The organism is Aquimarina sediminis, from assembly GCF_002895435.1.
Lineage (GTDB): Bacteria > Bacteroidota > Bacteroidia > Flavobacteriales > Flavobacteriaceae > Aquimarina > Aquimarina sediminis.
On sequence record NZ_POYJ01000005.1, the window covers coordinates 255,775 to 278,920 of the forward strand.

General features: G+C 33.6%; 22 protein-coding genes. 14 read left to right on the forward strand and 8 right to left on the reverse strand.

Going from position 1 to position 23,146, the window contains the following annotated elements; genetic code table 11:
* Positions 1-3 precede the first annotated feature (3 nt).
* The 3 genes from C1X07_RS13690 to C1X07_RS13700 are packed head-to-tail and all read left to right on the forward strand — an operon-like array spanning position 4 to position 3,864.
* Positions 4-1,446, forward strand: coding sequence for an aldehyde dehydrogenase family protein (locus tag C1X07_RS13690; RefSeq protein ID WP_103070589.1), 1,443 nt, complete (start codon positions 4-6; stop codon positions 1,444-1,446).
* Positions 1,447-1,459: 13 nt separating this feature from the next.
* A complete protein-coding gene (locus C1X07_RS13695) occupies positions 1,460-3,277 on the forward strand; it encodes an aminotransferase class I/II-fold pyridoxal phosphate-dependent enzyme (RefSeq protein WP_206604241.1) in 1,818 nt (605 codons plus the stop codon).
* A gap of 29 nt (positions 3,278-3,306) precedes the next feature.
* The gene (locus C1X07_RS13700; protein WP_103070590.1) at positions 3,307-3,864 is read left to right on the forward strand and encodes an OsmC family protein; all 558 of its coding nucleotides are present in this window, start codon (positions 3,307-3,309) and stop codon (positions 3,862-3,864) included.
* Between the two features lie 358 nt (positions 3,865-4,222).
* Here the strand turns inward: C1X07_RS13700 and C1X07_RS13705 are convergent, their stop codons facing one another.
* Entirely contained in the window at positions 4,223-5,470 is a 1,248-nt protein-coding gene (locus tag C1X07_RS13705) for a S8 family serine peptidase (RefSeq protein ID WP_103070591.1), read from the reverse strand.
* A gap of 299 nt (positions 5,471-5,769) precedes the next feature.
* Complete coding sequence (gene nhaC, locus C1X07_RS13710; RefSeq protein ID WP_103070592.1) at positions 5,770-7,254, reverse strand: Na+/H+ antiporter NhaC; 1,485 nt, start codon at positions 7,252-7,254, stop codon at positions 5,770-5,772.
* A 673-nt stretch (positions 7,255-7,927) separates the two neighbouring features.
* Between nhaC and C1X07_RS13715 the strand changes: the two genes are divergently transcribed.
* Positions 7,928-8,560, forward strand: coding sequence for a CPBP family intramembrane glutamic endopeptidase (locus C1X07_RS13715; RefSeq protein WP_103070593.1), 633 nt, complete (start codon positions 7,928-7,930; stop codon positions 8,558-8,560).
* Here C1X07_RS13715 and C1X07_RS13720 read toward each other — a convergent pair.
* From C1X07_RS13720 to C1X07_RS13730, 3 genes are read right to left on the reverse strand one after another with little or no spacing between them, the layout of a single operon-like run.
* Positions 8,537-9,133, reverse strand: a complete 597-nt coding sequence (locus tag C1X07_RS13720; RefSeq protein WP_103070594.1) for a non-canonical purine NTP diphosphatase — start codon at positions 9,131-9,133, stop codon at positions 8,537-8,539. The two genes, C1X07_RS13715 and C1X07_RS13720, sit on opposite strands and share 24 nt — an antisense overlap.
* A 6-nt stretch (positions 9,134-9,139) precedes the next feature.
* Positions 9,140-9,664 (reverse strand): KdsC family phosphatase, encoded by a 525-nt coding sequence (locus tag C1X07_RS13725; protein ID WP_103070595.1) that lies wholly within the window; start codon positions 9,662-9,664, stop codon positions 9,140-9,142.
* Complete coding sequence (locus C1X07_RS13730) at positions 9,648-10,412, reverse strand: Rossmann-like and DUF2520 domain-containing protein (RefSeq protein ID WP_103070596.1); 765 nt, start codon at positions 10,410-10,412, stop codon at positions 9,648-9,650. Before C1X07_RS13730 ends, C1X07_RS13725 begins: the two co-directional genes overlap by 17 nt.
* Positions 10,413-10,648: 236 nt before the next feature.
* Here C1X07_RS13730 and C1X07_RS13735 point away from each other — a divergent pair, with 236 nt between their 5' ends.
* The 10 genes from C1X07_RS13735 (at position 10,649) to C1X07_RS13780 (ending at position 20,486) form a co-directional block, all read left to right on the forward strand.
* Positions 10,649-11,977 (forward strand): hypothetical protein, encoded by a 1,329-nt coding sequence (locus tag C1X07_RS13735; RefSeq protein ID WP_206604242.1) that lies wholly within the window; start codon positions 10,649-10,651, stop codon positions 11,975-11,977.
* A gap of 147 nt (positions 11,978-12,124) precedes the next feature.
* Entirely contained in the window at positions 12,125-15,301 is a 3,177-nt protein-coding gene (ccsA, locus tag C1X07_RS13740; RefSeq protein ID WP_103070597.1) for a cytochrome c biogenesis protein CcsA, read from the forward strand.
* A gap of 255 nt (positions 15,302-15,556) precedes the next feature.
* The gene (locus tag C1X07_RS13745; RefSeq protein ID WP_103070598.1) at positions 15,557-16,264 is read left to right on the forward strand and encodes an HAD family hydrolase; all 708 of its coding nucleotides are present in this window, start codon (positions 15,557-15,559) and stop codon (positions 16,262-16,264) included.
* 72 nt (positions 16,265-16,336) lie between these two features.
* The gene (locus C1X07_RS13750; RefSeq protein WP_103070599.1) at positions 16,337-16,900 is read left to right on the forward strand and encodes a Crp/Fnr family transcriptional regulator; all 564 of its coding nucleotides are present in this window, start codon (positions 16,337-16,339) and stop codon (positions 16,898-16,900) included.
* Positions 16,901-17,021: 121 nt separating this feature from the next.
* Positions 17,022-17,216 (forward strand): tautomerase family protein, encoded by a 195-nt coding sequence (locus C1X07_RS13755; protein WP_103070600.1) that lies wholly within the window; start codon positions 17,022-17,024, stop codon positions 17,214-17,216.
* A gap of 5 nt (positions 17,217-17,221) precedes the next feature.
* Complete coding sequence (locus tag C1X07_RS13760; protein WP_103070601.1) at positions 17,222-17,965, forward strand: SDR family NAD(P)-dependent oxidoreductase; 744 nt, start codon at positions 17,222-17,224, stop codon at positions 17,963-17,965.
* 11 nt (positions 17,966-17,976) lie between these two features.
* Positions 17,977-18,345, forward strand: a complete 369-nt coding sequence (locus C1X07_RS13765; RefSeq protein ID WP_103070602.1) for a nuclear transport factor 2 family protein — start codon at positions 17,977-17,979, stop codon at positions 18,343-18,345.
* A gap of 169 nt (positions 18,346-18,514) precedes the next feature.
* Complete coding sequence (locus C1X07_RS13770; protein ID WP_103070603.1) at positions 18,515-18,802, forward strand: DUF1330 domain-containing protein; 288 nt, start codon at positions 18,515-18,517, stop codon at positions 18,800-18,802.
* Positions 18,803-18,838: 36 nt separating this feature from the next.
* On the forward strand, positions 18,839-19,435 hold the full coding sequence (locus C1X07_RS13775; RefSeq protein WP_103070604.1) for a hypothetical protein: 597 nt from the start codon (positions 18,839-18,841) through the stop codon (positions 19,433-19,435).
* Between the two features lie 472 nt (positions 19,436-19,907).
* Positions 19,908-20,486 (forward strand): uracil-DNA glycosylase family protein, encoded by a 579-nt coding sequence (locus tag C1X07_RS13780; protein WP_103070605.1) that lies wholly within the window; start codon positions 19,908-19,910, stop codon positions 20,484-20,486.
* Between the two features lie 9 nt (positions 20,487-20,495).
* On the opposite strand, the gene C1X07_RS13785 is transcribed toward C1X07_RS13780, so the two are convergent.
* From C1X07_RS13785 to C1X07_RS13795, 3 genes are all read right to left on the reverse strand, one after another.
* Positions 20,496-21,452 carry a DUF6630 family protein gene (locus C1X07_RS13785; protein WP_103070606.1) on the reverse strand — a complete coding sequence of 319 codons (957 nt, stop codon included), beginning with the start codon at positions 21,450-21,452 and terminating at the stop codon, positions 20,496-20,498.
* Positions 21,453-21,507: 55 nt separating this feature from the next.
* Positions 21,508-22,005 (reverse strand): YdeI/OmpD-associated family protein, encoded by a 498-nt coding sequence (locus tag C1X07_RS13790; RefSeq protein ID WP_103070607.1) that lies wholly within the window; start codon positions 22,003-22,005, stop codon positions 21,508-21,510.
* A 253-nt stretch (positions 22,006-22,258) separates the two neighbouring features.
* Positions 22,259-23,089 carry an endonuclease/exonuclease/phosphatase family protein gene (locus tag C1X07_RS13795; protein ID WP_241507259.1) on the reverse strand — a complete coding sequence of 277 codons (831 nt, stop codon included), beginning with the start codon at positions 23,087-23,089 and terminating at the stop codon, positions 22,259-22,261.
* Positions 23,090-23,146 lie beyond the last annotated feature (57 nt).

Here is a 23,146-nt window from a genome sequence, read left to right on the forward strand (position 1 = left end):
GGTATGATAAGCACTTTAGATAAGATTGATACCATGAAAATGTTGATTGGAGAAAATTGGGTAGAAAGCTCAACAAAATTATCGGTATTAAATCCATATTCAGGAAAAGAGGTGTATGCCGTTTCTTGTGCTGATGCAGATCATGTACAGAAGGCTTTAAAATCAGCAGAGTTAGGAAAAGAGATTTCAAGAAATCTATCACCTTATGATAGAAGTGAAATTATTGCCAGAGTAGTCGTTTTCTTAAAAGAAAGGAAAGAAGAATTTACTCAAATTATAGTAAACGAAGGAGTTAAAACCAAAGTTGAAGCTGCCAAAGAAGTAGACAGATGTATCAATACATTAACTCTTTGTAGTGAAGAGGCTAAAAGACTTATGGGAGAAACTGTGCCTTTTAGCGCATTTGCCGGAGCCGCTTCGAGAACAGGATATTATGTACACGACCCAATAGGTATTATTACTGCAATTATACCGTTTAATGATCCTCTTAATTTGGTGGCTCATAAATTAGGACCTGCAATAGCCTCGGGTAATGCAGTTATACTTAAACCGTCAGACTTCACTCCAATTTCTGCAATAAAACTAGGTGAGTTGTTTCTAGAGGCGGGTTTACCTTATCATATTCTAAATATCATAACCGGACCGGTAAGTAATTTTGGAAATGCATTAATTACAGACTCGCGTGTTAACATGGTAAGTTTTACAGGGGGGACAAAATCCGGAGAGGCAATCATAAAAGCTGCTGGAATTAAAAAGGTAGTAATGGAACTTGGTTCGAGCTCTCCGGTAATAGTCATGGATGATGTTGATATAGATACCGTTGCAGAAAACTGCATAGGAGGTATGATATGGGCAGCAGGTCAAAACTGTGTAGGTGTAAAACGTATGTATGTTCATGATGCGATCTATGATAGGTTCAAAGAAAAAGTAGTTACTCTTGCTAAATCAGTACAACTAGGAGATCCTGGTGATGCTACAACAGATATGGGACCTATTATTACTCAAGAGGCAATTAATGTTATAAAGAACTCTATTTCTGATTTAAAAAAATCTGGTTACCAGGTTTTATGTGGAGGAAAACAGGTAGGTAACGCTTTTGAAGCAACACTCATAGAAGGGAGCCATGACCACCCATTAAATGGCAAACAAGAAATCTTTGGACCTGTAGCAACAATTTCCAGGATTAGCTCATTAGAAGAAGGTATTAAAGCGAGTAATGATTCTCCTTACGGATTACATGCAGGAATTTTTACAAATTCGATTGAAGCAGCATTCAAGGCAGTTAACCAATTGCAGTGTGGTGGAGTTATGGTTAATGATTCTTCTGATTACCGAATTGATATGATGCCTTTTGGAGGAATTAAACAAAGTGGTATTGGGCGGGAGGGCGTAAAATCTGCTATGCGGGAAATGACCACAACTAAAATTGCATGTTTTAATCTTTAAATAAATAATAGATATGAATAGTATTGAAAACGTAGAGACATTATCGGATGAAGCCATAACAAAAAATGGAAACATGGATATGGCTAAGGTGTTATCACCTAGGAGAAAATCTACAGCAAGCACAACTATAGAAGAATTGGCGATCGAGCAGTTAGAACATTTTCAAATAGATGTTGATAGCGCCTATGGAGAAGCCCTGAAAGGTGCCGCTATGGATATTTACCATGCACAATCAGATATTTCTAAATTACAGGAAATAACCAATAATACAATTGCAAAATTAGATCAGGGAGAAAAAGTAGCGTACTTTAATGCTAAACGTTTTTTATCCTTTCAGATAGCAAAAGTATTAGAAACATTACAAAACCCGCTAAGTAAAACTTATCAGTCTTTAGGGCAATCAGACGAATCTTTACAAGCCAAAGGACCTCACCCTTTGTTTAATAATATTGCAGCCTTGTTTTCTGCAACTCCAGTAATCGCACGTACTTCTACATACGATTACTCTTGTACAGAATGGGTTGATGATGCTTTTAATGGCAAGGAATCAATACACCATATATACTCTAGATTGTTGAACCCTACCTCTATGGCCCTGGCTACTCATATGGTGCATATAGAAGCAGGTAAATATGCAGATGAGTATACTGCATGGAATTTTAATAGCGGTATGGCGGCTGTGGATGCGTTATTAAGTAATGTATTAAACCATGGAGATGTTCTTATACTTTCTAGAAATATCTACGGAGGAGTTTATCAGTTAATCGAAGATTATTTTGCTAAAAAGAATAAGTTTGCGATTAATGTGGTTTGGTTTGATGGATATGCTATTGAAGATTTTAAGCCAGTATTAGAAAAAGCAAAAGAGGATTATAAGGATATTCTTTCTTCTGGTAACAAATTGCATGTCTATATGGAATCCCCTTGTAACCCACACGGTTATATGCTGGATGTACCCGCTATTTGTAAAGTTTCTAAGCAAAATGGAGCAACAGTAATGTTGGATGGTACTGTGTCTACACCATTTTTAATAAAGCCTTTACAACATGAAGATGAAGAATGTAGACCAGATTTCTTATTTCATAGCTATACCAAAGATATTACCGGATCAGGTAATGCAATAGCAGGAGGTGTTATCGGTAAAAATAATCTAATGTTCTTGCCAAAAGGAGACGAGGTAGATGGGATAAAATGGGATGAAACTTTATTCTGGAACGTATACTACATTAAAGGTGCTTTCTTAGATTCTGATACTGCATTCGAGGTGTTGTCGGGTATGAAAACATTAAGCATGAGAATGGTTCAAAAATGTGTAAACACTTTGGTGCTCGCTAAGTTTTTCGACTCTAACCCAGGTATTACAGTACACTGTAACGCACTAGAAAACAATCATAATCATGGTATTATGAAGAAAATTAGTAAGTATCAATTAGCTTCGCCTTTATTCACTATTGATTTTGAAAAAGCAAAAGTATCGGATAAGTCATTTAAAATGTTCTTTGATACGTTAGCCCCTGCATTTGGTCTTCAGGTAAGTTTAGGGCAGATTAATACTACACTTTTGTGCCCCGCATTTACATCTCATTCTGAGTTAGGTAAGGATGCACTTCTAGAAGCAGGTATCCATAAAACAACAATGAGAGTATCAGTAGGTAATGAAAATCCAAAAGAATTAATACAACACTTTATGCAATCTGTAAAACTAATGATAGATCCTGAAAAACCAGGATTCTCTAGTTCTTTCTTATCCCGAAGCGAAGTAGATAAATTATATGCAGATACATATATGGAAGTACAGCAACAATTAGTAGATCACGGATACTTAAATTAAATACATTAACAATTAAAACTTTAAAAATTATGATTAACGGAATTAATTTAGAGGCTTTAGGGAAGTATAAAAATTCAGTTGAACAGAATCCTAAGAATGGAATGTATTCTGGAGGTATTAAAGCGACCTGGTTAGGAGGAACAAAAGTTGGGGTTGAAACCAATGCATTACAACTTGGAGATGAAAAGATACCTCATAGCTTTTCTTTTATTATTGATGAGCCAGAACAACTATTAGGAGCGCATTCTTCTCCAACACCCCAGGACTATTTGTTGGGTGGACTTTCGGGCTGTATGATGGTAACTTTTGTAGCTATGGCTTCAATAAAAGGAATCGAATTAGAACGAGTTTCTTTAGAGATAAAATCAACTTTAGATTTACAAGGGTTTTTGGGGATAAATGAAACTTCTCCTGTAGGATACGATGCAATAGAATATTGTTTTACTGTTGAAGGGAATGGTACAGAACAGGATTTTGAAGAAATTGCGGATCAGGTTATCCAATTTTCACCAAATTATGCTACTGTATCAAAAAAAGTAAAAATGATTTCTAGCCTGGTAGTTAACCCTACAATGGTAAAAAATTAGTTAGTTTAGTTTGGATTTACCCGTTTTTGGTGGCAAATAAGGAAGGGCTGTATGAAATTTTCATGCAGCCTTTTAATATGGAAACCTAAGTACTTGATAAAAAATCTATTGTGCTATTAATGAGTAGATTCTGTTCTTCGACGAAGTGATAAATCGGCTCACCTCTATATCATATAAATTTTTGTTGTGTACAAAATATAGAATAGTAAATTGAAAAGATAAATTTATCATATGCTGTAAGTAATGAAGAGAAAAGGCTGTTTAAAACTTTAAACAGCCTTTTACAGAATACACAAACAAACAAGTTTGCTTATTTACAATTAACTAATTTCTCAAATAAAAATGTCACTAGAGTTTTTTATTTTTTTGCAACTCCTATTGGAGCAGAATATCCTCCTTTACTAACAGTACCATCAGTAAAAATCTTACCAGTTCCATTAACAAGTAATATACCTGCCAAATGAGGAGAAGCCATTGAAGTACCAGATTTTTGGGCAAATTCATTACCACCTATACCACAAGACCAGATCCCTGTTCCCGGAGCCCATGCATGTACATTATCTCCATAGCTAGAACCACCTGCAGCAGTATCTGTATTGGTCATGTTTCCAACTACCCAACATCCTTTGATATATGCTCTTTGTGGTGAGTAATATTGTACATCATCATTATTATTACCTGCAGCCATGGCTCCAAATGTTGTTTTTGCTAAGTTTCTGAAAGCAGTTTCGTAAGCCACACTAATTGTTCTATTACTAAACCCTATGCTATAGTTCCATACATCACCATAACTAGCATTATTAGCAACATAATTGATTCCTGCAATGATTTGTGCTTGTGTTCCTGATCCACCATCACTTAATACTTTTACTGCTACAATTGTAGCTCCTGGGGCAACTCCAACAACACCATCTCCATTGTGCATCGCACCAATAGTTCCTGCCACATGAGTACCATGACCATTTCTGTCTCCCCAATTGTTATCTACAAAAGTAGTGCTACGATTATAATCGATGTTAAGATCAGGATGAGCATATACACCACTATCCAGAACCCATGCCGTTTTTCCGGTAGAGTAGGTGTATCCTCCAACTCTTACAACCCCCCAGTCTACATAATCTCCTCCGGTTTCATAATAACCAGTGGTAGCCGCAGCTTTATTAGAGTCGTTTCCTGTTGTAACGGTAGGCATTACTCCTTGCTCTACAGTAACGTCTAACTTCTCAATGTAATTTGGTTCTACAGCAAGAATGTTAGGATCTTTTTTAAGTAGCTCTACTTCTTTTGTAGAAATACCATCAACGTTAAATCCCTGTATCGCAGTTTCGTAAACAAATTTCATTTTATCCGAAGAAATTTTGTATTTGGATAAAATACCAGATGCTTTTTGGGTTACTTTTTGTTTGTTCTTTTTTAACTTTTCATCCTCTTTAAAAACAATAATATAGCTATTAGGAACGGCTTGTGCAGCACTAATATCTGTAGAAGGAATTTCTGTTGATAGTTCTTCAGAAACTTTTTCTTTAGAACAAGAATTTAAAAAAGTTGCCATTCCAAGAATGATTAGAACCATTTTAATACGAATAGTTTTTTGAATTGTTTTCATAATATTAAGTTTATGTTAAGATTTCAAAAATCTATAAAGACATATGTTTAACAAATCGTATTCTTAGTTTTTTTGTTAAAAACTGAAAACTATTCTATAAAAGAGGGTTTTTTGATGCGATATTCGAATTTTATTAGGTCTAAATGAGCTAAGGTTATGATGTGTAATGTGTTGTTTACTAAGTTTTTATTGTTTTCTATTTCGAATTTATTCTGAGTGAACATGCTTTATGAAACATATGGAAATAAAAAAAACACATTGAGAACAATGTGCTTTTTTTATATGTTGTTTGATAGTTGTTAGCTTTTGGCTAACTGTTTTATTTTTATTCTGAAAGCAGCAAAAAGTAACGTCATAAACGGGCTTAACCAGTTGAAAACAGCAAAAAAGAAATAATCAGCAACAGGCACGCCTAGTACACCACTTTGATATGCGCCACAGGTGTTCCATGGCACTAAAACAGAGGTTACTGTTCCAGAATCTTCAAGCGTACGACTTAGGTTTTCTGGTGCCAGCCCTTTGTCTTTAAAAGCTTTGGCATACATTCTTCCTGGTACCACAATAGCTAGATACTGATCTGAAGCCGTTACATTTAATGCAAGACAGCTTATAACTGTACTGGCAAAAAGCCCAAAAACAGAATCAAACAAATTCAATAAAGCACTACTTATTCTCGATAAAGCACCTATGGCATCCATAACACCGCCAAAAACCATTGCACATACAATTAGCCAGATTGTTTTAAGCATTCCAGACATACCTCCAGCAGAGAATAAATCATTAAGTTCTGTACTTGTAGTTTCTACTGCGGTATCAACCGTCATAGCTTTCATAACTCCTATATATGCAGAATTAAAATTAAGTTCTTTACTTCCTGCAATTTGCATTAGAATTTCAGGTTGCGCAATAATAGCAGCAATCGCACCAAATAAGGTTCCTGCTAATAAAGCAATTAGAGGAGGAGTCTTTTTTACAATTAGCCCAATGACCAGTACAGGAACGATAAACAGCCAAGGAGAGATGTTAAAAGCACTATCAATGGCATTTAATTGTTCGCTAATCTCTGGTGTTCCCGATGTATCAATCGAGAAACCTACTATAATAAAAAATATTAGCGTAACTGTTATCGTTGGTACAGTGGTGTAAGTCATATATTTAATATGATCAAACAAATCACCACCAGCCATCGCAGGAGCAAGATTTGTGGTATCCGATAAAGGAGACATTTTATCCCCAAAATATGCACCTGATATTACTGCACCAGCGGTCATTCCTAATGAAATCCCAAGAGTGTCACCAATTCCTATCAGTGCAATACCTACTGTAGCCGAAGTAGTCCACGAACTACCTGTAGCGATTGATATAATTGCACAGATAATTACACATGCAGCTAAGAATATCGTAGGATTAAGAATCTGTAAACCATAATATATCATTGTTGGGATAATACCGCTAACCAACCATGTTCCTGCAAGAGAACCTACCATTAACAATATAAGCAGGGCTCCAGTAGTAGATTTTACGTTTTTAGCTACTTCTTCCATCATTCGTTTGTATGATACTTTATTAAAAAAGCCAACAATAGCGGCAACCGCAGCGCCTAGAAGTAAAATAAATTGATTACTACCGCTTAATGCGTCATCACCAAAAGCATACGTAACGTTATAAAACAACATCCCAACCAGAACCAAAATAGGTATCAGTGCTTCCCAAATGTTTAATTCTTTATTTTCAATAATTTCTTCTTTTTGGGGGGTAGTAGGTGTGATGTTTTGACTTTGCATATGCTGAATTCGAAATTTAATGGATGTAATGTTACGATATTAATAAAAATTATGCAATGTCTCGATTGAGTTTAATTGTTTTTAGGAAAAAATTGAAGAGGTAGAGGTTAAAACCGTATACTGGTTACGCTTTTAATCGTATTTATTTGCATTTAGTCGATAATTTGTTTTTTCTTTTTTGTTAATGTTATCATAATTTCTGCAAAAGGTCATACTTTCGAAGTGTCAAGCAAAGTAAGAGAAAAATTGTAATTGTTAATACAACTTTTTTTGTCCCATTTGAAAATAATTACCCCGAAATTACCCCTATTTATCAACCTAATTACATTCATAAGCCTCAAACCCCAGAGGCTTTTTGATTTTTTTAAAATGTAAAAGAATCACTTAATGCACTTTATCGATTATTTTGGTTTTTAATCGATATTTATGTTTTTTTGGTATCTTATTTTTGTAATATTTTTGGAAGAACTATATACTTTTATAGTATAGAAATAAAATAATATAAATACTAAAAATATTGATTAGCCCCTTGAATTAAATTAGCGTTTTACCCAGAATTTATTTCGCCCTAAACTTGATAAGCCTCACTCCCTAGAGGCTTTTTTTGTGTTAAGAAAGTTTTTAATAACATTTATTTCATTTTTTATACAGAAATTAGTCAAAAACTATTTTGATGCAGACTAATTTGTATAAAGGTTTTGAATTATTCTTACTTTTTATTGTACTTCCGGTAAGTTTCTTATTGGATTCTCATTTTCTTTTTAAAGTTGTACCCACTGCTATAGGTTTCATATATATATTAGTTTTTTTAAAACGAAAAGGTCTTTTAAAGCTTAGACTTCCTAATAAAGAACATTGGAGTCCTTTTTGGAGGGAGATCGTAATAAAACTTGCCATTATAATGATGATAACTGGATTATATGTCTTCTTGATTGCTCCAGATAAGTTGTTTTTGGTTATGCTAAAAAGACCAGAATTATGGGGTATCATACTTTTGGTATATACATTTTTATCAGTTTGGCCACAGGAGATTATTTATAGAGCCTTCTTTTTTGAACGATACAAAGGGTTAGTGTCCAATAAGTGGTTGTTTATTTTTATTAATGCAATACTATTTTCTTTAGCACATCTTTTTTTGGGTAGCTTTTTGGTACAGTTGTTAACTTTTGTAGGAGGTTTATTATTTGCCTATACCTATCAAAAGACAAAGTCAACCATTTTAGTTTCAATAGAGCATGCCATTTATGGCAACTGGTTGTTTACAGTTGGAATGGGAGAGATGTTAGCTTTTCCTGGGGTTGAATGATTCGTTAGAAAAATCTTCAATTAATTGTTGTATAGCTTTTCCACGATGACCTATCTTGTTTTTTTCTGATAAAGGAAGCTCTGCAAATGTTTCGGTATACCCACTGGGTAAAAAAATGGGATCATATCCAAAACCTCCTTCGCCTCTTTTTTTTGTGGTAATCTTACCAGAACATATTCCTGTAAATGTTTTTAACTCATCGTCCAAAATTAAAGCAATAACAGTTTTAAATTGTGCATTGCGATTTTCTTTATCCTTTAGCTCCATTAACAACTTCTCCATGTTAGCATTGGCATTTTTTTCTTTTCCTGCATATCTGGCAGAATATACACCAGGAGCGTTGTCCAAGGCTTCAACTTCAAGACCAGTGTCATCAGCAAAACAATCATATCCATAATGATCTTTGATATATCTAGCTTTTTGTTCGGCATTGCCTTCAATGGAAGGAGAGGTTTCGGGAATATCTTCGGTACATCCGATATCAGCAAGAGATATCAATTGGATATGTTGTGGCATCAAAGCCTGAACTTCTTTTAACTTGTTCGGATTGTTGGTAGCAAATACTAGTTTCATTAATTATTATGCTTTTGCATCAAAATTTGAGATCCATTTTCCTTGAACTTTTAGAACCTGTTCTATAACATCTCTTACACATCCTTTACCACCTTTCTTAAACGATACATATTTAGAGACTTCTTTGATTTCGGCTACAGCATCCTGAGGGCAGGTAGGTAGCCCAATCATTTCCATTACTGGCAAATCAGGTATATCATCCCCCATATATAAAACATTCTCAGTTTTTAAATTACGTGCATTAAGGTATTCATTTAATTGCTCTGTTTTATGATGTGCCCCAAGATATATGTCGGTTATTCCTAATCCTTTTAGTCGTTGACGAACCCCTTCATTTTTACCACCAGAGATAATACATACATTATAGCCTTGATCAACCGCAGCTTTGAGTGCATAACCATCCTTAATATTCATTGTTCTCAATAATTGACCATCTGTATTTATAATAACGGTTCCATCAGTTAATACACCGTCGACATCAAAAATAAAAGTGGTGATGTGGTGTAGGTATTCTTTATAACTTTTTTCCATATTTAGATTGTATTGCTTTGGTAAGGGTTAGGTAAATTTCTTGTTGCAAAGGATTCGTTACTATTTTCGAATGCCTTTTTATGGTTTCACTGTCATTACGTATTGCCGGACCTGTTTGCGCAAGATCAGGGTTTATTTTAGTGGCTTTTTCAGCCGTTTCTAGAATCAAAGGATGTAAAATCTCAAAAGGAATCTTATGCTCTTTACAGATATCATTTCCTACAGAAAATAGATAGTTCGTAAAATTATTTACAAATACAGCCGAAACATGTAGTATATTTCGTTGTTCTGATGATATATCGTATGTTTTTTCCGAAAGTGTAGATGCTAGGTTTTTTAAAATTTTTAAATCTGATGTATTTACTGCTTCCAAACAAAAAGGAACTTTGCTAAAGTCTACACTTTTGTCTTTACTAAACGTTTGTAAAGGATAAAACACCCCTTTTCGGTGAGCATTATCGATAGTGTCCATAGGAACACTTCCAGACGTATGAACGACTAGTCTATTCCTAAAAGGTAATAAAGCAGAAACTTCACTAATAGCGTCATCGCTTACTGCCAGAATATAAATATCAGCTTCTTTAATAGAACTCAGATCTTTTATAATGGTATTCTCTTTTTGATCAGAGGACAACTGCAAGCCTTTACGATTATAGCACTGAACTACTTCTGCCGATTTATTGTTACAAAAGGCAGTATATAAATGTTTGGCTACATTTCCGGCGCCAAGAATTACAATTTTGATCATTTGGCAAAAATAAGGAAGTTCCCTTAAATAGTAGAATAATACATTTTTTTTGTTGACCCTCATTGAGTACAAAAACATAAATGAGAATAAAGAACATAAATGAGTAAAGTTTAAAAAAACATAAAATCTTGTAACCTTTTTTTGATGTTTTTATCTAAAGCTTATTAATGCTTTGATATGAATTAATATCCAAGAGATTGATTTTAATTTTTTTTAAAACCACAAAAAATAATGTTATGAAACTAAGAAAAGCACAATTTATTCTTGTATTAGCTTGTTTGAGTTTGCTCTTTACACAATGTAAAGATGATGATTTGATACCCATACCGACAGAGTTAATTATACCTCCTGCAATCGAACTAGATCTGGATCCCGATCTGGTTAATCAAGGAAAAGACGTTTTTAGACACGATACTTTTGGGAGTGAGGCACAATGGACAGATTTGCTAGAACTTGATATGGCTATTCTCGGAGAAGTAAATGGTGGGTTTGGACCAGGTTTATCCCCTTCAACAGCCTTAACTATTGGACTAAAAGTGGATGCAGAGGTGTTACCACAAGCTGTTGTTGATGGAATTTCTGACGGTAGCATTGATCTGGATGATCCTATGACAACAGTCGCGCTATTAAATTTGGATGCGGTAGTAGGAGTAAAAGGAAGTTTTGATGAGGATGAAAACTTAAAATCTGTTGGAATTACGTGTGCATTATGCCATTCTACTGTAGATAATTCTTTTACCTCAGGAATCGGAAGCAGAAAAGATGGTTGGGCAAATACAGATATCAACGTAGGAGCTATTTTGGGATTTGTTAAAAATACACCACTAGCAGATATTTTAGGAGTTGATGTAGAAACTTTTAATAGTGTTGTTAATGCATGGGGACCAGGAAGATTTGCACCAACTTTACTTATGGATGGAAAAGTAACAAAACCAAATGGAGAGCTGGCAACTTTGGTCATACCACCAGCCTATGGATTACAAGGAATAACTCATGAAACCTATACAGGTTGGGGAGAAGTATCCTATTGGAACAGGTTTATAGGTGTTCTGGTTATGGGGGGACAAGGAAATTTCTCAGATGAACGATTAAACGATCCAGAAAAATTTCCTCTAGCAGTAGAAAGAGGTCTTTTTAATGTTAGTGCCCCTGTAGATATGGTAGATTCAAAACTAGAAAGCTTGAAAGAATACCAACTGTCATTATTGGCGCCAGTTCCGGATTCGGATAGTTATGACAAAAATTCGGCAATCAGAGGTAAAATACTATTCGATGGCAAGGCAAATTGTGTTTCATGTCACTCAGGTGCAGCATTTGCAGATAATGTACTTCATACACCCGAGGAGATAGGAATTGATGACTTCGAAGCCAATAGATCACCGACAGAAATGTATAGAACTCCACCATTAAGAGGAGCATTTGTAAAAACTGAAGCAAATGGTTTTTTTCATGATGGGCGATTTGCGACACTCCATGATGTTGTAATCCATTATAATGATCATTTTGGGCTAAAACTTACTAGTGCAGAACAAGATGATTTGGTAGAATACTTGAAAGCATTATGATGATCAAAGAACTTTTTTATTAAAAAAATCAACGAGGGTCATCTAATATCCTTATACTTCTGTTAAAACCTTTAAATCAGTGGGAGATCATGATACATTATCTTGCTAAAAACATTAAATTTGCCGAGCAAAAAAAGAAAGGTTACTATGCAGGATAAGCTAGCGAGTATTTTGTTCTCCACACGGTTAATGGCAGTTTTATTTATTGTTTTTGCGTTCGCTATGGGAATAGGAACGTTTATAGAAGATGCCCATGGCACTACAGCTGCCAGAATATGGGTCTATAACACGTGGTGGTTCGAGACTATAATGGTGTTTTTTGTCATAAATTTTTGCGGAAACATTGTACGATATAGACTCTATAAAAAAGAAAAGTGGGCTACATTATTGCTTCATTTGTCTTTTATTCTGATAATAGTTGGGGCTTTTCTAACCCGTTATATTAGTTATGAAGGGGTTATGCCAATACGAGAAGGAGAGACTACGGCAAAATTTCTTTCTGAAAAAACATATCTCACAGTTTTCTTAGATGGTGAAATAAATGGAGAGCCTCGCCGCCGTATTATCTCTGAACCATTAGAGTTGGCCGAAGTAACAGGTAATGATTTTACAATTGATACTGATTATAACAAGCAACCCGTTAGTATTACATATAAAAACTATATCCAAGGTGCAAAAATGGGATTGGTTGAGACAGTAGATGGAGAGAATTATTTAAAAATTGTAGAGGCTGGAGATGGTAACCGTCATGATCATTTTCTTAAAGAAGGTGAAGTTTCTAATATCCATAATATATTAATTGCTTTTAATGTACCCACTAAAGGAGCAATAAACATTACTTATAAAAATGATGATTATTTTATAGAGTCTCCTTTCGAAGGCTCATTTATGAGAATGGCTGATCAAATGCAAGGTTTGGTTTTTAAAGATAGTCTTCAGCCATTAATGCTTAGATCATTGTACCAAACTGCGGGAATGCAATTTGTAATTCCTGAGCCTGTTGTAAAAGGGAAATATGATGTAGTTCCGATAGAAGTTAAGGATAAAGGGCAAGAAGATGCTTTAATTATTGATGTCGCAACGAATGGAGAAAGCAAAGAAGTTAAATTATTAGGAGGAAAAGGTCGTATTAACGATATGACTAAAATCTCTTTAGGAGATTTGGATATGTATTTTAGTTATGGATCCAAACAAATGGAACTTCCTTTTGCACTAAAACTTAATGATTTTATTGCAGAAAAGTTCCCTGGTACCCAGAATGTCTATAAGTCTTTTAAGAGTAAAGTAGATATTGTAGAGGATAATACCTCTCGCCCGTATGATATATATATGAATCATGTTTTGGACCATAGGGGATATCGGTTTTTTCAGGCATCTTTTGACCCAGATGAAAAAGGAACTGTATTATCAGTAAACCATGATCGATGGGGTACTTTGCTTACATATACAGGATATATATTATTATATATTGGATTAATGTTAATTCTGTTTACCAAAGGATCACGTTTTAAAGAAATAGAAGATAAATTAAGTAAGGTAAAGAAAAAGAAAAGTGCACTAACAGTATTTTTGGCGTTGTTTATCTCTACTTTTTCTTTTGCACAAGATCAACCTTCTGGTCATTCAGAACATTTACTGACATTACCGGGAAAAGCGCAATTAGATTCTGTTATTCAGGCAAATGTTGTCCCTAAAGAGCATGCTGCTAATTTTGGAAGTATAGTCATTCAAGATGAGCGAGGACGAATGAAACCTGTTAATACATTTTCTTCTGAATTATTACGTAAGCTTAGTAAAAAAGAAACGTATGAAGGGTTAAATGCTGATCAGGTATTTGTGTCTATGGTAGAAAATCCATTTATATGGTATAGTGTACCTATTATCGAGATTCAGAGAGAGAATGATAGTATACGTAAAATATTGGGAGTCCCAAAAACAGAAAGAAGAGTATCCCTGATAGATCTTGTAGAAGCCGACGGAACATATAAACTGGCACCATACTTAGAAAAAGCCAGTAGTACTAACACCCCTAGTAGTTTTGAAAAAGATTTTCTTAAAACGCATGAAAAATTCTATTTGCTCAATCAAGCTTTGGGAGGTGGGATCTTAAGAGTTTTTCCTGTTCCTGGAGATGAAGGAAACAAATGGGTTTCGGTTCCAGAATTAAATGAGCATAAGTTTAGTGGTATGGATTCTGTGTATACAAGACAGATTATTCCGATTTATCGCCAATCATTACAAGAAGCAAGAAAAACAGGAGATTATAGTAAGCCAAATCAATACATAGAAAGCATTAGAAGCTTTCAGAAAAAATTTGGAAGCGAAGTATTGCCGACTGATAAAAAAATAAAAGCCGAGATAGCACTTAATAAGTATGATATCTTTAGAACATTATATAGATACTATGGACTTATAGGGCTTTTGATGATGGTTTTTGTAATTGCCAGAATTTTTAAGGAATCTAGAGTTATCAGAGGGCTTATTAATGGAGCGATAGGGCTTGTTATTGTATTATTTATATTACATACAGCAGGATTAATTATTAGATGGTATGTTTCTGGGCATGCACCGTGGAGTGATGCATACGAGTCTATGATTTATGTAGCATGGATGACTCTGGCAATAGGTTTAGCTTTTGGTAAGAGAAGTAATCTTACTATTGCGGCAACCACATTTGTTGCCGCTATTATTTTATTTTTTGCACATCAAAACTGGACAGATCCGGCAATTGCCAACCTGCAACCGGTATTGGACTCGTATTGGGTATTGATTCATGTTTCTATTATTGTTGGTAGTTATGGACCATTTTTTGTGGGAGCTATTTTAGGAATCCTCGCACTTCTGTTAATGATTTTGACCAACAGTTCTAATAAGAAACGAATGGATCTCAACATTAAAGAAATTACGATAATTAATGAAATGTCATTGACTATTGGGTTGGTAATGCTTACCATAGGTAACTTCTTAGGAGGAATGTGGGCAAATGAAAGCTGGGGACGATATTGGGGATGGGATCCTAAAGAAACCTGGGCCTTGATCAGCATAATGGTATACGCCTTTGTAATTCATATGAGATTAGTTCCGGGATTAAGAGGGAGATGGTTTTTTAATCTGATGTCTATTTTTGCAGTACTCTCGATTATGATGACCTATTTTGGAGTGAATTTTTACTTAAAAGGATTGCATTCTTATGCCAGTGGAGACAGAGCGGTTACCCCTGTAGAAGCGTACTACTTTATAGTTTTCTGGGCGATTTTAGGAGGATTATCCTATTGGAGGTATCAAGTACACTATAAGAAAAAAGGAGTGGCTAAAACGAAATAGAGGTTATGGGGATGCTTTCTTTGCTGCTTTTGCGATCGTAGTGTTTATGGCTAGTTTACTCATTTAGGAAAATTTTCTAATGTTCTCTAGAGGATTTTAGAAGATTAGACTTGTGTATTCTTATAATATATATGTTTAATCCAAGAGGTAATATGTTTCTAGAACCTTGAATGAATTATTAAAGTAAGATACAACAAACCTATCAGGTATTATGACTTACATAGTAATAGAAAAGGGAGACCAAAACCAATTGTTATGAATATAGATGCAATTCTCTGGGATTATGATGGTACCTTAGTTAATTCAGTCCCCAAAAATATAAACATTACTAAGCAAATTCTTTCAAAAGTAGCTCCAAGATTAACAGGAGACAATTTGCCGGAGTATCTAAAAATGGAAGAATCATATCACATAGCAAATCATAAAGCTAGAAATTGGCAGGACTTGTATATAAATTATTATGGAATGTCTGAAACCGAAATGCTCGAAGCCGGAGCAATGTGGTCAACATATCAACTTCAAGACAAAACCCCAGTCAAGCTGTTTTCCGAAATTAAACAAACGGTAAATCAAATAGATGTACCCCAAGGAATTTGTTCTCAAAATTCTTCTGAAAACATTAGTCGTGTTTTAGAACAAAATAGTATCATTCATAAATTTCAATCTGTTGTGGGCTATGATGACATTCCTGATAATGCCCAAAAACCAATTCCATTTGGAGGAATAAAATGTTTGGAACAATTGTTTAGAAACGCAGAAGGAAAAACTATTTTTTATATTGGAGACCATGAAGGAGACGTAGAATTTGCAAGAAATATAGAGAAAGAATTATATCGAAAAAGCAGAGTAATTGCAATAACTGCAAAATATAGTGGAGCAGAGCCAAAACTCTGGAGTTATAAGCCAGACTATGAGATCGAATGTCCTGCTGACTTACTCAAAATAATAAGAAAATACAGCTAATCTATCGTTTTTTATTTACTAAATTAGTCACAGACCAAACATAAGAAACAATGCTTTTATAAACAGTTTAAGGTGAAGCACCCGTTAAGACAACATATTGAAGAAATAATTGAGCTAACCGATAAAGAATTCGATTTTGTATTAAGTTATTTCAAGTCAATTAAGAAGCGCAAACACCAATATGTATTACAAGAAGGAGAAATCGCCGATAAAGAATATTGGGTGATAAAAGGTTGTTTAAAAAGCTATTTTTTTGATGAAAAGGGTAAAGAACATATCCTTCAATTTGCAATGGAAAACTGGTGGATTACCGATTATGAATCTTTTGTGAAACAGACCAAATCCAAAACTTTTATCGATTGCATTGAGGATAGTGAACTACTCTACATATCTTTTGAAGATAGAGATAAACTTACTGCTACCATGCATAAAATGGAACGTTTTTGGGCTAAAAAAAGTAAAATTGGACGGATTGCACTTCAAAACAGAATTTTATCATTACTCAAAAACTCTACCAAAGAACAATATAATTTACTTCTAGACCAGTATCCAAAATTGTTTCAACGAGTACCTAAAAAAATGATTGCTGCCTACTTGGGTGTTTCCAGAGAAACACTTAGTAGGTTAAACTCGTAACCATATTTCTATACCTATTACTTAATTGTGATCTAGATCACTTCAAAAAGGTGATATACCTCCTGTGTAAATCGCTCTTCTCGAGGCAACTTTGTGATATCATAAATTTAATAAAAAAGTTATGCCATACATTAACATTAAAGTTACTGATGAACAAGTAACACAAGATCAAAAAAGACAATTAATTGAAGGAGCCACCCTACTAGTCGTCGATGTTTTAAACAAAGATCCGAGAACTACTCACATAGTGATTGACGAAGTACCAATTCATAATTGGGGAGTAAATGGGAAACAATATTTAGGAACTAAAAAATAAGAAAAATGAAAAACAAAACCGTAATTGTTACAGGGGCCTCTACAGGAATAGGCAAAGAGATTACCAAACATTTTATCGCGCAGGGTAGTAATGTAGTAATGAACTCCTCAAATGAAAAGAACTTAAAAAAAGCTTATAAAGAATTAGGATCCCCTTCGAATGTAGTCTACTTAGTCGGTGATATTAGCAAACAAAAAACAGGGCAAGAGCTGGTTTCTATAGCTCTCAAAAAATTTGACACTGTAGATGTTTTAATCAATAATGCTGGTGTATTTTCTCCAAAACCCTTTTTGGACGTTGAAGAAAAAGATCTAGACTTATATTGGAATGTTAACCTAAAAGGAACATATTTCATATCTCAAGCAGTTATTCCCGAAATGATAAAGCAACAAAGTGGCTCTATAATAAATATAGGGACTGTTTTGGTAGATCATGCCATAGGTGGGTTTCCGGCAACCGCGCCACTAACCAGTAAAGGAGCAATTCATACATTAACGAGACAATTAGCCACAGAATTTGGGAAAAACAATATCAAAGTGAATACCATTGCTCCAGGAATAATAAGAAGCCCATTACAAGAAAAAATCGGAATCAAGGATGCTGATAGTTTAGCAGGATTGCATTTACTAAATAGAATTGGAGAAGCCAAAGAAATTGCTGAAGCAGCATATTACTTAGCAACTTCAGATTTTGTAACAGGAGAAACTATTAATGTTGCTGGTGGACATACCGTAGGGCATACAATTTAAAAAAACAGAATATGTACAAAGAAGATATAGAAGAAATCCAAAATTTGATTACCAATTATTTTGAAGGTATTTTTCTGGGACAAGTAGATAAACTGGGATCATGTTTTCATGAAAATGTATATATCTATGGAGATATCAAAGGTGTAGGTTATATAAAAAGTATAAAAGATTATCTTGAAGGAGTTGGTAATAGAAAAAGCCCCAATGATCTAAAAGAATACTTTAAAATGAAAATTATTGGAATCGATATCATGGGTAAAATAGCAATGACAAAATTGCATGTCCCCATGCTTGGGTACAATTATTATGACTATTTATCATTAACCAAAATTAATGATGATTGGAAAATCGTAAATAAGATATTTACTCATGTAGTCTAAATAGTAGTTTTACAATAAAATAGCGACCGAGAAATGAAATCTTTGTCGCTATTTTATTGTAATTAAGTGTTTTGGAGAAGATGGGGCTCTTGCAAAGTTACAAAACCACCTATTATAAGTATTTTTGTGTTACCTGTAATTTATGAAAATAACATAAAAAGAGATTTCTATGGGAATTATAAATATTTCAACCGCAATAGTTAAAGATGAAACCTTGTTTCGGGAATATATAAATAAAGCAGCTCAATTAATGAAAGAACAAGAAGTCGAAGTTGTCTGTAGAGGAAAATATGTCGAAACAATGAGAGGCTCTAATCTAGAAAAACATATTGTGGCGGTTTTTAGATACAAAGACAAAAAAGCTTTAGAATATTTTTATAATTGCGAATCATACAAAAAAATAATATCGCTCAGAGATAAAGCTTGTGAAATGACGATACAGATTTACTCCGAATGATAGTCTCAATTAGGAAACCTACTAAATATAACATATGTGAATTATAACAATAGTTTCAAAACAAATTATAATAAAATAACCAAGATATTGGAATCAGAGGGGGTAAACCCAAGGATTGAACCACAATCTCTCGAAGACGATTCAAGTTGTATTTTAAAATGGAATATAGATACAGATGAACATTTTATATATCAGGAAGATATCGCGATCAATAACAAAGATATTGCATGGTTTCAGTCTAGTGAGAATGATAAACATTTACTAAGAGTAATTAGTAAAGAAAATAAATTTGAATGGATACCCAAAACCTATAATCCTGTTTTTGGTTGCCTTTGCCTATTAATTGAATGGTATGAAAATCATTTGATCTTTATATATCAAGAAAAACATGGTATATATGTTTGCTCAATAAGGGATACAAAGGTTAATGATTTTTATATCCATGGAGGAGAACTAGAAAGAAAAGGAAACAGACTAGCCTATGAAACCTACCAAAATAAGCTCGAAAATCATGTAAGATTAATAGAATTACCTTCTTTAAAAGAACTAAGCCCCATTAGTAAAGAAGAAGCAAAAAAACTCGGTTTAACCCCTCAAAGTACGAATCGACCTAATGGGTTTTTAAAAGCATAAGTACATTAAGAAAAGAAAACAATACGTTTTATCTAAGGTAAAATAGATGAAATAGTAGTATGTAAATTCAATTTAGAAATGATGTTGTCAAAAAAGACCCTCTGTTGCGTCAAAAAGACGTTCCATTTGGTGAAAAAGACGAAGTTTTGAACGTTTTGAGTTAAAACTTTAGCCTTTAGAGCTAAAAATTCGACTCCTTTTCTTAAAATTTTAACACATAAACCTAAAACTTTAACCAACTACGCTAAACACTTCGTCAAAAAGACAGGTGAGAACGTCTTTTTGACGTTCAGGAAGGTCTTTTGAGTTGAATAGATCATAGGGTTGATTCATCACTTAATCCGTAAGGCTAAAAATTTAACAAAAAAACATAACTGTAATTTTATGTTAAGATTCCCGACTTTGAGTATACTAATCAAATTATTACTATGTTTAAGCAATTTACACCAGAAATAAATAAGGTATACTAATTATGCAAAAACTACTGTCCTTGATTTCGAGATGTACAGAATGTACGGCACAATTAGAATTAGGTCCAAGACCGGTTGTTTCTGCACATGTACAAAGTAAAATAGTAATTATAGGGCAAGCTCCTGGGAGTGTTGTACATAAATCTGGGATTCCGTGGGGTGACAAAAGTGGGCAAAACTTAAGAGCTTGGATGGGAATTGATGATAACACATTTTATAATCCACAAAAAATTGCATTGATACCCATGGGGTTTTGCTATCCGGGAAAAGGAAAATCAGGAGATCTGCCACCAACCAAACAATGTGCTCCTTTGTGGCATCAAAAATTATTAGGTAAAATAGATCACTTAGAGCTTGTTTTACTTATAGGTAAATATGCTCAGGAATACTATTTGGGTGATCGATTAAAAAGAACCTTAACAGATACGGTAAAAAACTATAAAGAATATCTACCAGATTATTTTGTATTACCCCATCCGTCACCAAGAAATAACATATGGCAGGCAAAAAATGAATGGTATAAAAAAGAGGTGTTGCCTCAATTAAAAACACGGGTGCAATCTATATTAAAGAATACTTAAAACATAGTATCATAAACTTCGCCATGTTTCAAATCCAACACAGCTTAAGTTCTGTTTGATTTCTTTGCTGTTTTCAATTTTGTTAATAATAAACTGGTAGTCATCACCATCAGTTTCTAAACCATTTAATTCTAAATGATATTTTTTTAGAATAATATTAAAGTGCTCAAAAACACCTTTTTCATAAATAGGAGTTTCGTTATTGAATTTTCCAAGAGAGATTGGATCATCAATCCCAAAATTTTGTTTTAAGATTTTTTGAAGCTCCCAGGTAAACTCTTCTACTACATCTTTCCAATCTCTATAGATAAACAATTCTAGTTCTTTTTGATAGCAATAGTCTAAAATAAGGTTTCTTACCTCGTATTGATCGTTCCCAATTTTTTGAGAAACAATATGTTTTTGTAGAATTTGTCGTTGTTTTTCTGACCACCCGCATAGCTCAGTTATTCTATCGTATGCTTTTAATATTTTTGTATCTGTTGGTTTTAAAACTTTAGGTTTAATTTTTGATGACTTCTTTTTGATCTTAGAAGCCATTTCATTAATTGTTACCATAGAATTGTTAATTTTTATAATAACATCTATATCGGTAACCTTTTTTGATATCCCGATAGTATCTTTAAAAGTTACGCCATTACCTCCTTTTATTTTTCGCAATTCAATTTTTCCTTCTATATACGCTATAAAAAAATATTCTTTTGGATAGGCAAGAGAAAAATCATCACCAAAAATTATCGCTTTTGGTAAGTATATTTCGCTATTTTTATGAGTGTACCAAAAATCACCATCCCAAACTAATGCTTTTTCAAAAGTATTTAGTTCATTTTGTAAGTTGTATGTGAAGTGAGTATTTTTTGGTGGAGCGGTTTTGGTCATGATATTTTCAAAAACTGCAGGGGTAATCGCATTACTATGAATAGGATTACCAATCAGTTTCTTTTTTTTATAATATACTCTTGCCATTTATTTTATTTACATAGTTATTGCTGTCAAACCCTATAGATATGTATTTTTAATCCTATTCTTTTTCTTTGTCATAAAATTTCAATTTCTTCTGTAGTCTATCCATCATTTTTATGATACGGTTTGTTTTAGTTTCATCAGTTTTAGCCTTGTAGATCCAGTCTAGATATGCTTTTTGTTCTCCTTCGGTAAAGGATGAAAAAGTTCTATACACTTTTTTTGGTTCGTTTTTAAAACATGCTAATATCTCCTCCGGAATTTTGAGTAAAGAATCATCAGGATAAAGAATAATATGCACGTAATCCCCTTCTTTTTTGTTGATTTTTTTCCGAATTTCAGATTTAATAGGTAAGAATAACTTACCATTACCCATCGGCATGAGTTTATATTGTCTTAGTTTATAATCATCTACAGAACCTTTTACTTTTACCCAACCAAAAGGGGTGCTTTTATTTTGAATAATTTCGGGTATAGCCGCATAGATCCAACCTCCCTTGCCAGGGAATTTTTGTAATAAATATTCTGAGTTGACTAAAGGTTCTTCTTTTTCCATTTTTAAGAAATAAATACTTGTACCAATTACTTGAAATTTACTGCAAAAGAGGGTTTTATTAAGCTAAATTCAAAGTGTAAATGACTTTGTGTTTATGCTACTTACTTCACTACTAAATTAGGTATAATATGATATTGTTTTAGCAACATTTTGAATTGTTTAAGAATATATGGTTAGTAGATAGAAGGATAACTTCTTTGGGTAGTAGCTGTTTAATTATTCTTTAGTCCTGATGTATACACTTTCATTTGCCCTAATCATTTTCTATTTCTATCATGATCGGTAGGTGATCCGACAGGTATAGGTTGTTTTTTCTTTTATCATTGATATTTCGGTATTTAATAACCGTAATATTTTTGGTAAAAATATAGTCAATTCTTTTTTTTGGGATGACATTGGAGTTAAACTGATTAAAAGTTCCTATTGGACCATACGGAGGAGATTTGGATGTTTCGAAAGCATCAGATAACTCAGTTTTTAAAAGTGTAATAGGTGTATCTGTTGGTATGCTATTGAGGTCTCCCATTACAATTACAGTCTTGTTTTGTAACTTTTTTTTAGCAATCAAATCTAATATCAATTTAGAAGATTCTGCTCTGGCAAGATCTCCCATGTGGTCATAATGAGCATTAAAAATATGTAAAGTATCTTTTGCCTTTTTATTCATAAATGCTCCATATGTAACAATTCGTTCCATAGAGGCGTCCCAGCCAACAGACACAGTATTTGGCGTTTTAGATAACCAATAGGTATTACTTTTTACTAATTTATGTTTTGTAGTGTCATAGTAAATTGCAGTGTATTCCCCTTTTATGTTTCCATCATCTCTTCCTACTCCTATATATTTGTATTGGAGTAATTCTTGGTCTAGATAGTTAACCTGATTATTGAGTCCTTCTTGGATACCAAAAAAATCGGGAAGGTAATACTGTAGCATATCTTTGATGTCAGTTTTTCTGCTTTCCCACCCATTTTCTTTGTCTTCGGGATTGTCGTACCTAATATTCAACGACATTACTGATATTTGCCCATTACTATTTAGATTGGTTGCTATTGCAAATAATATTGTGATAAGATATTTCATTTTTTTCTGTAATTGAGTGATGAGGCTTTGTGGTCTACCTAATTTATAACATTAAAA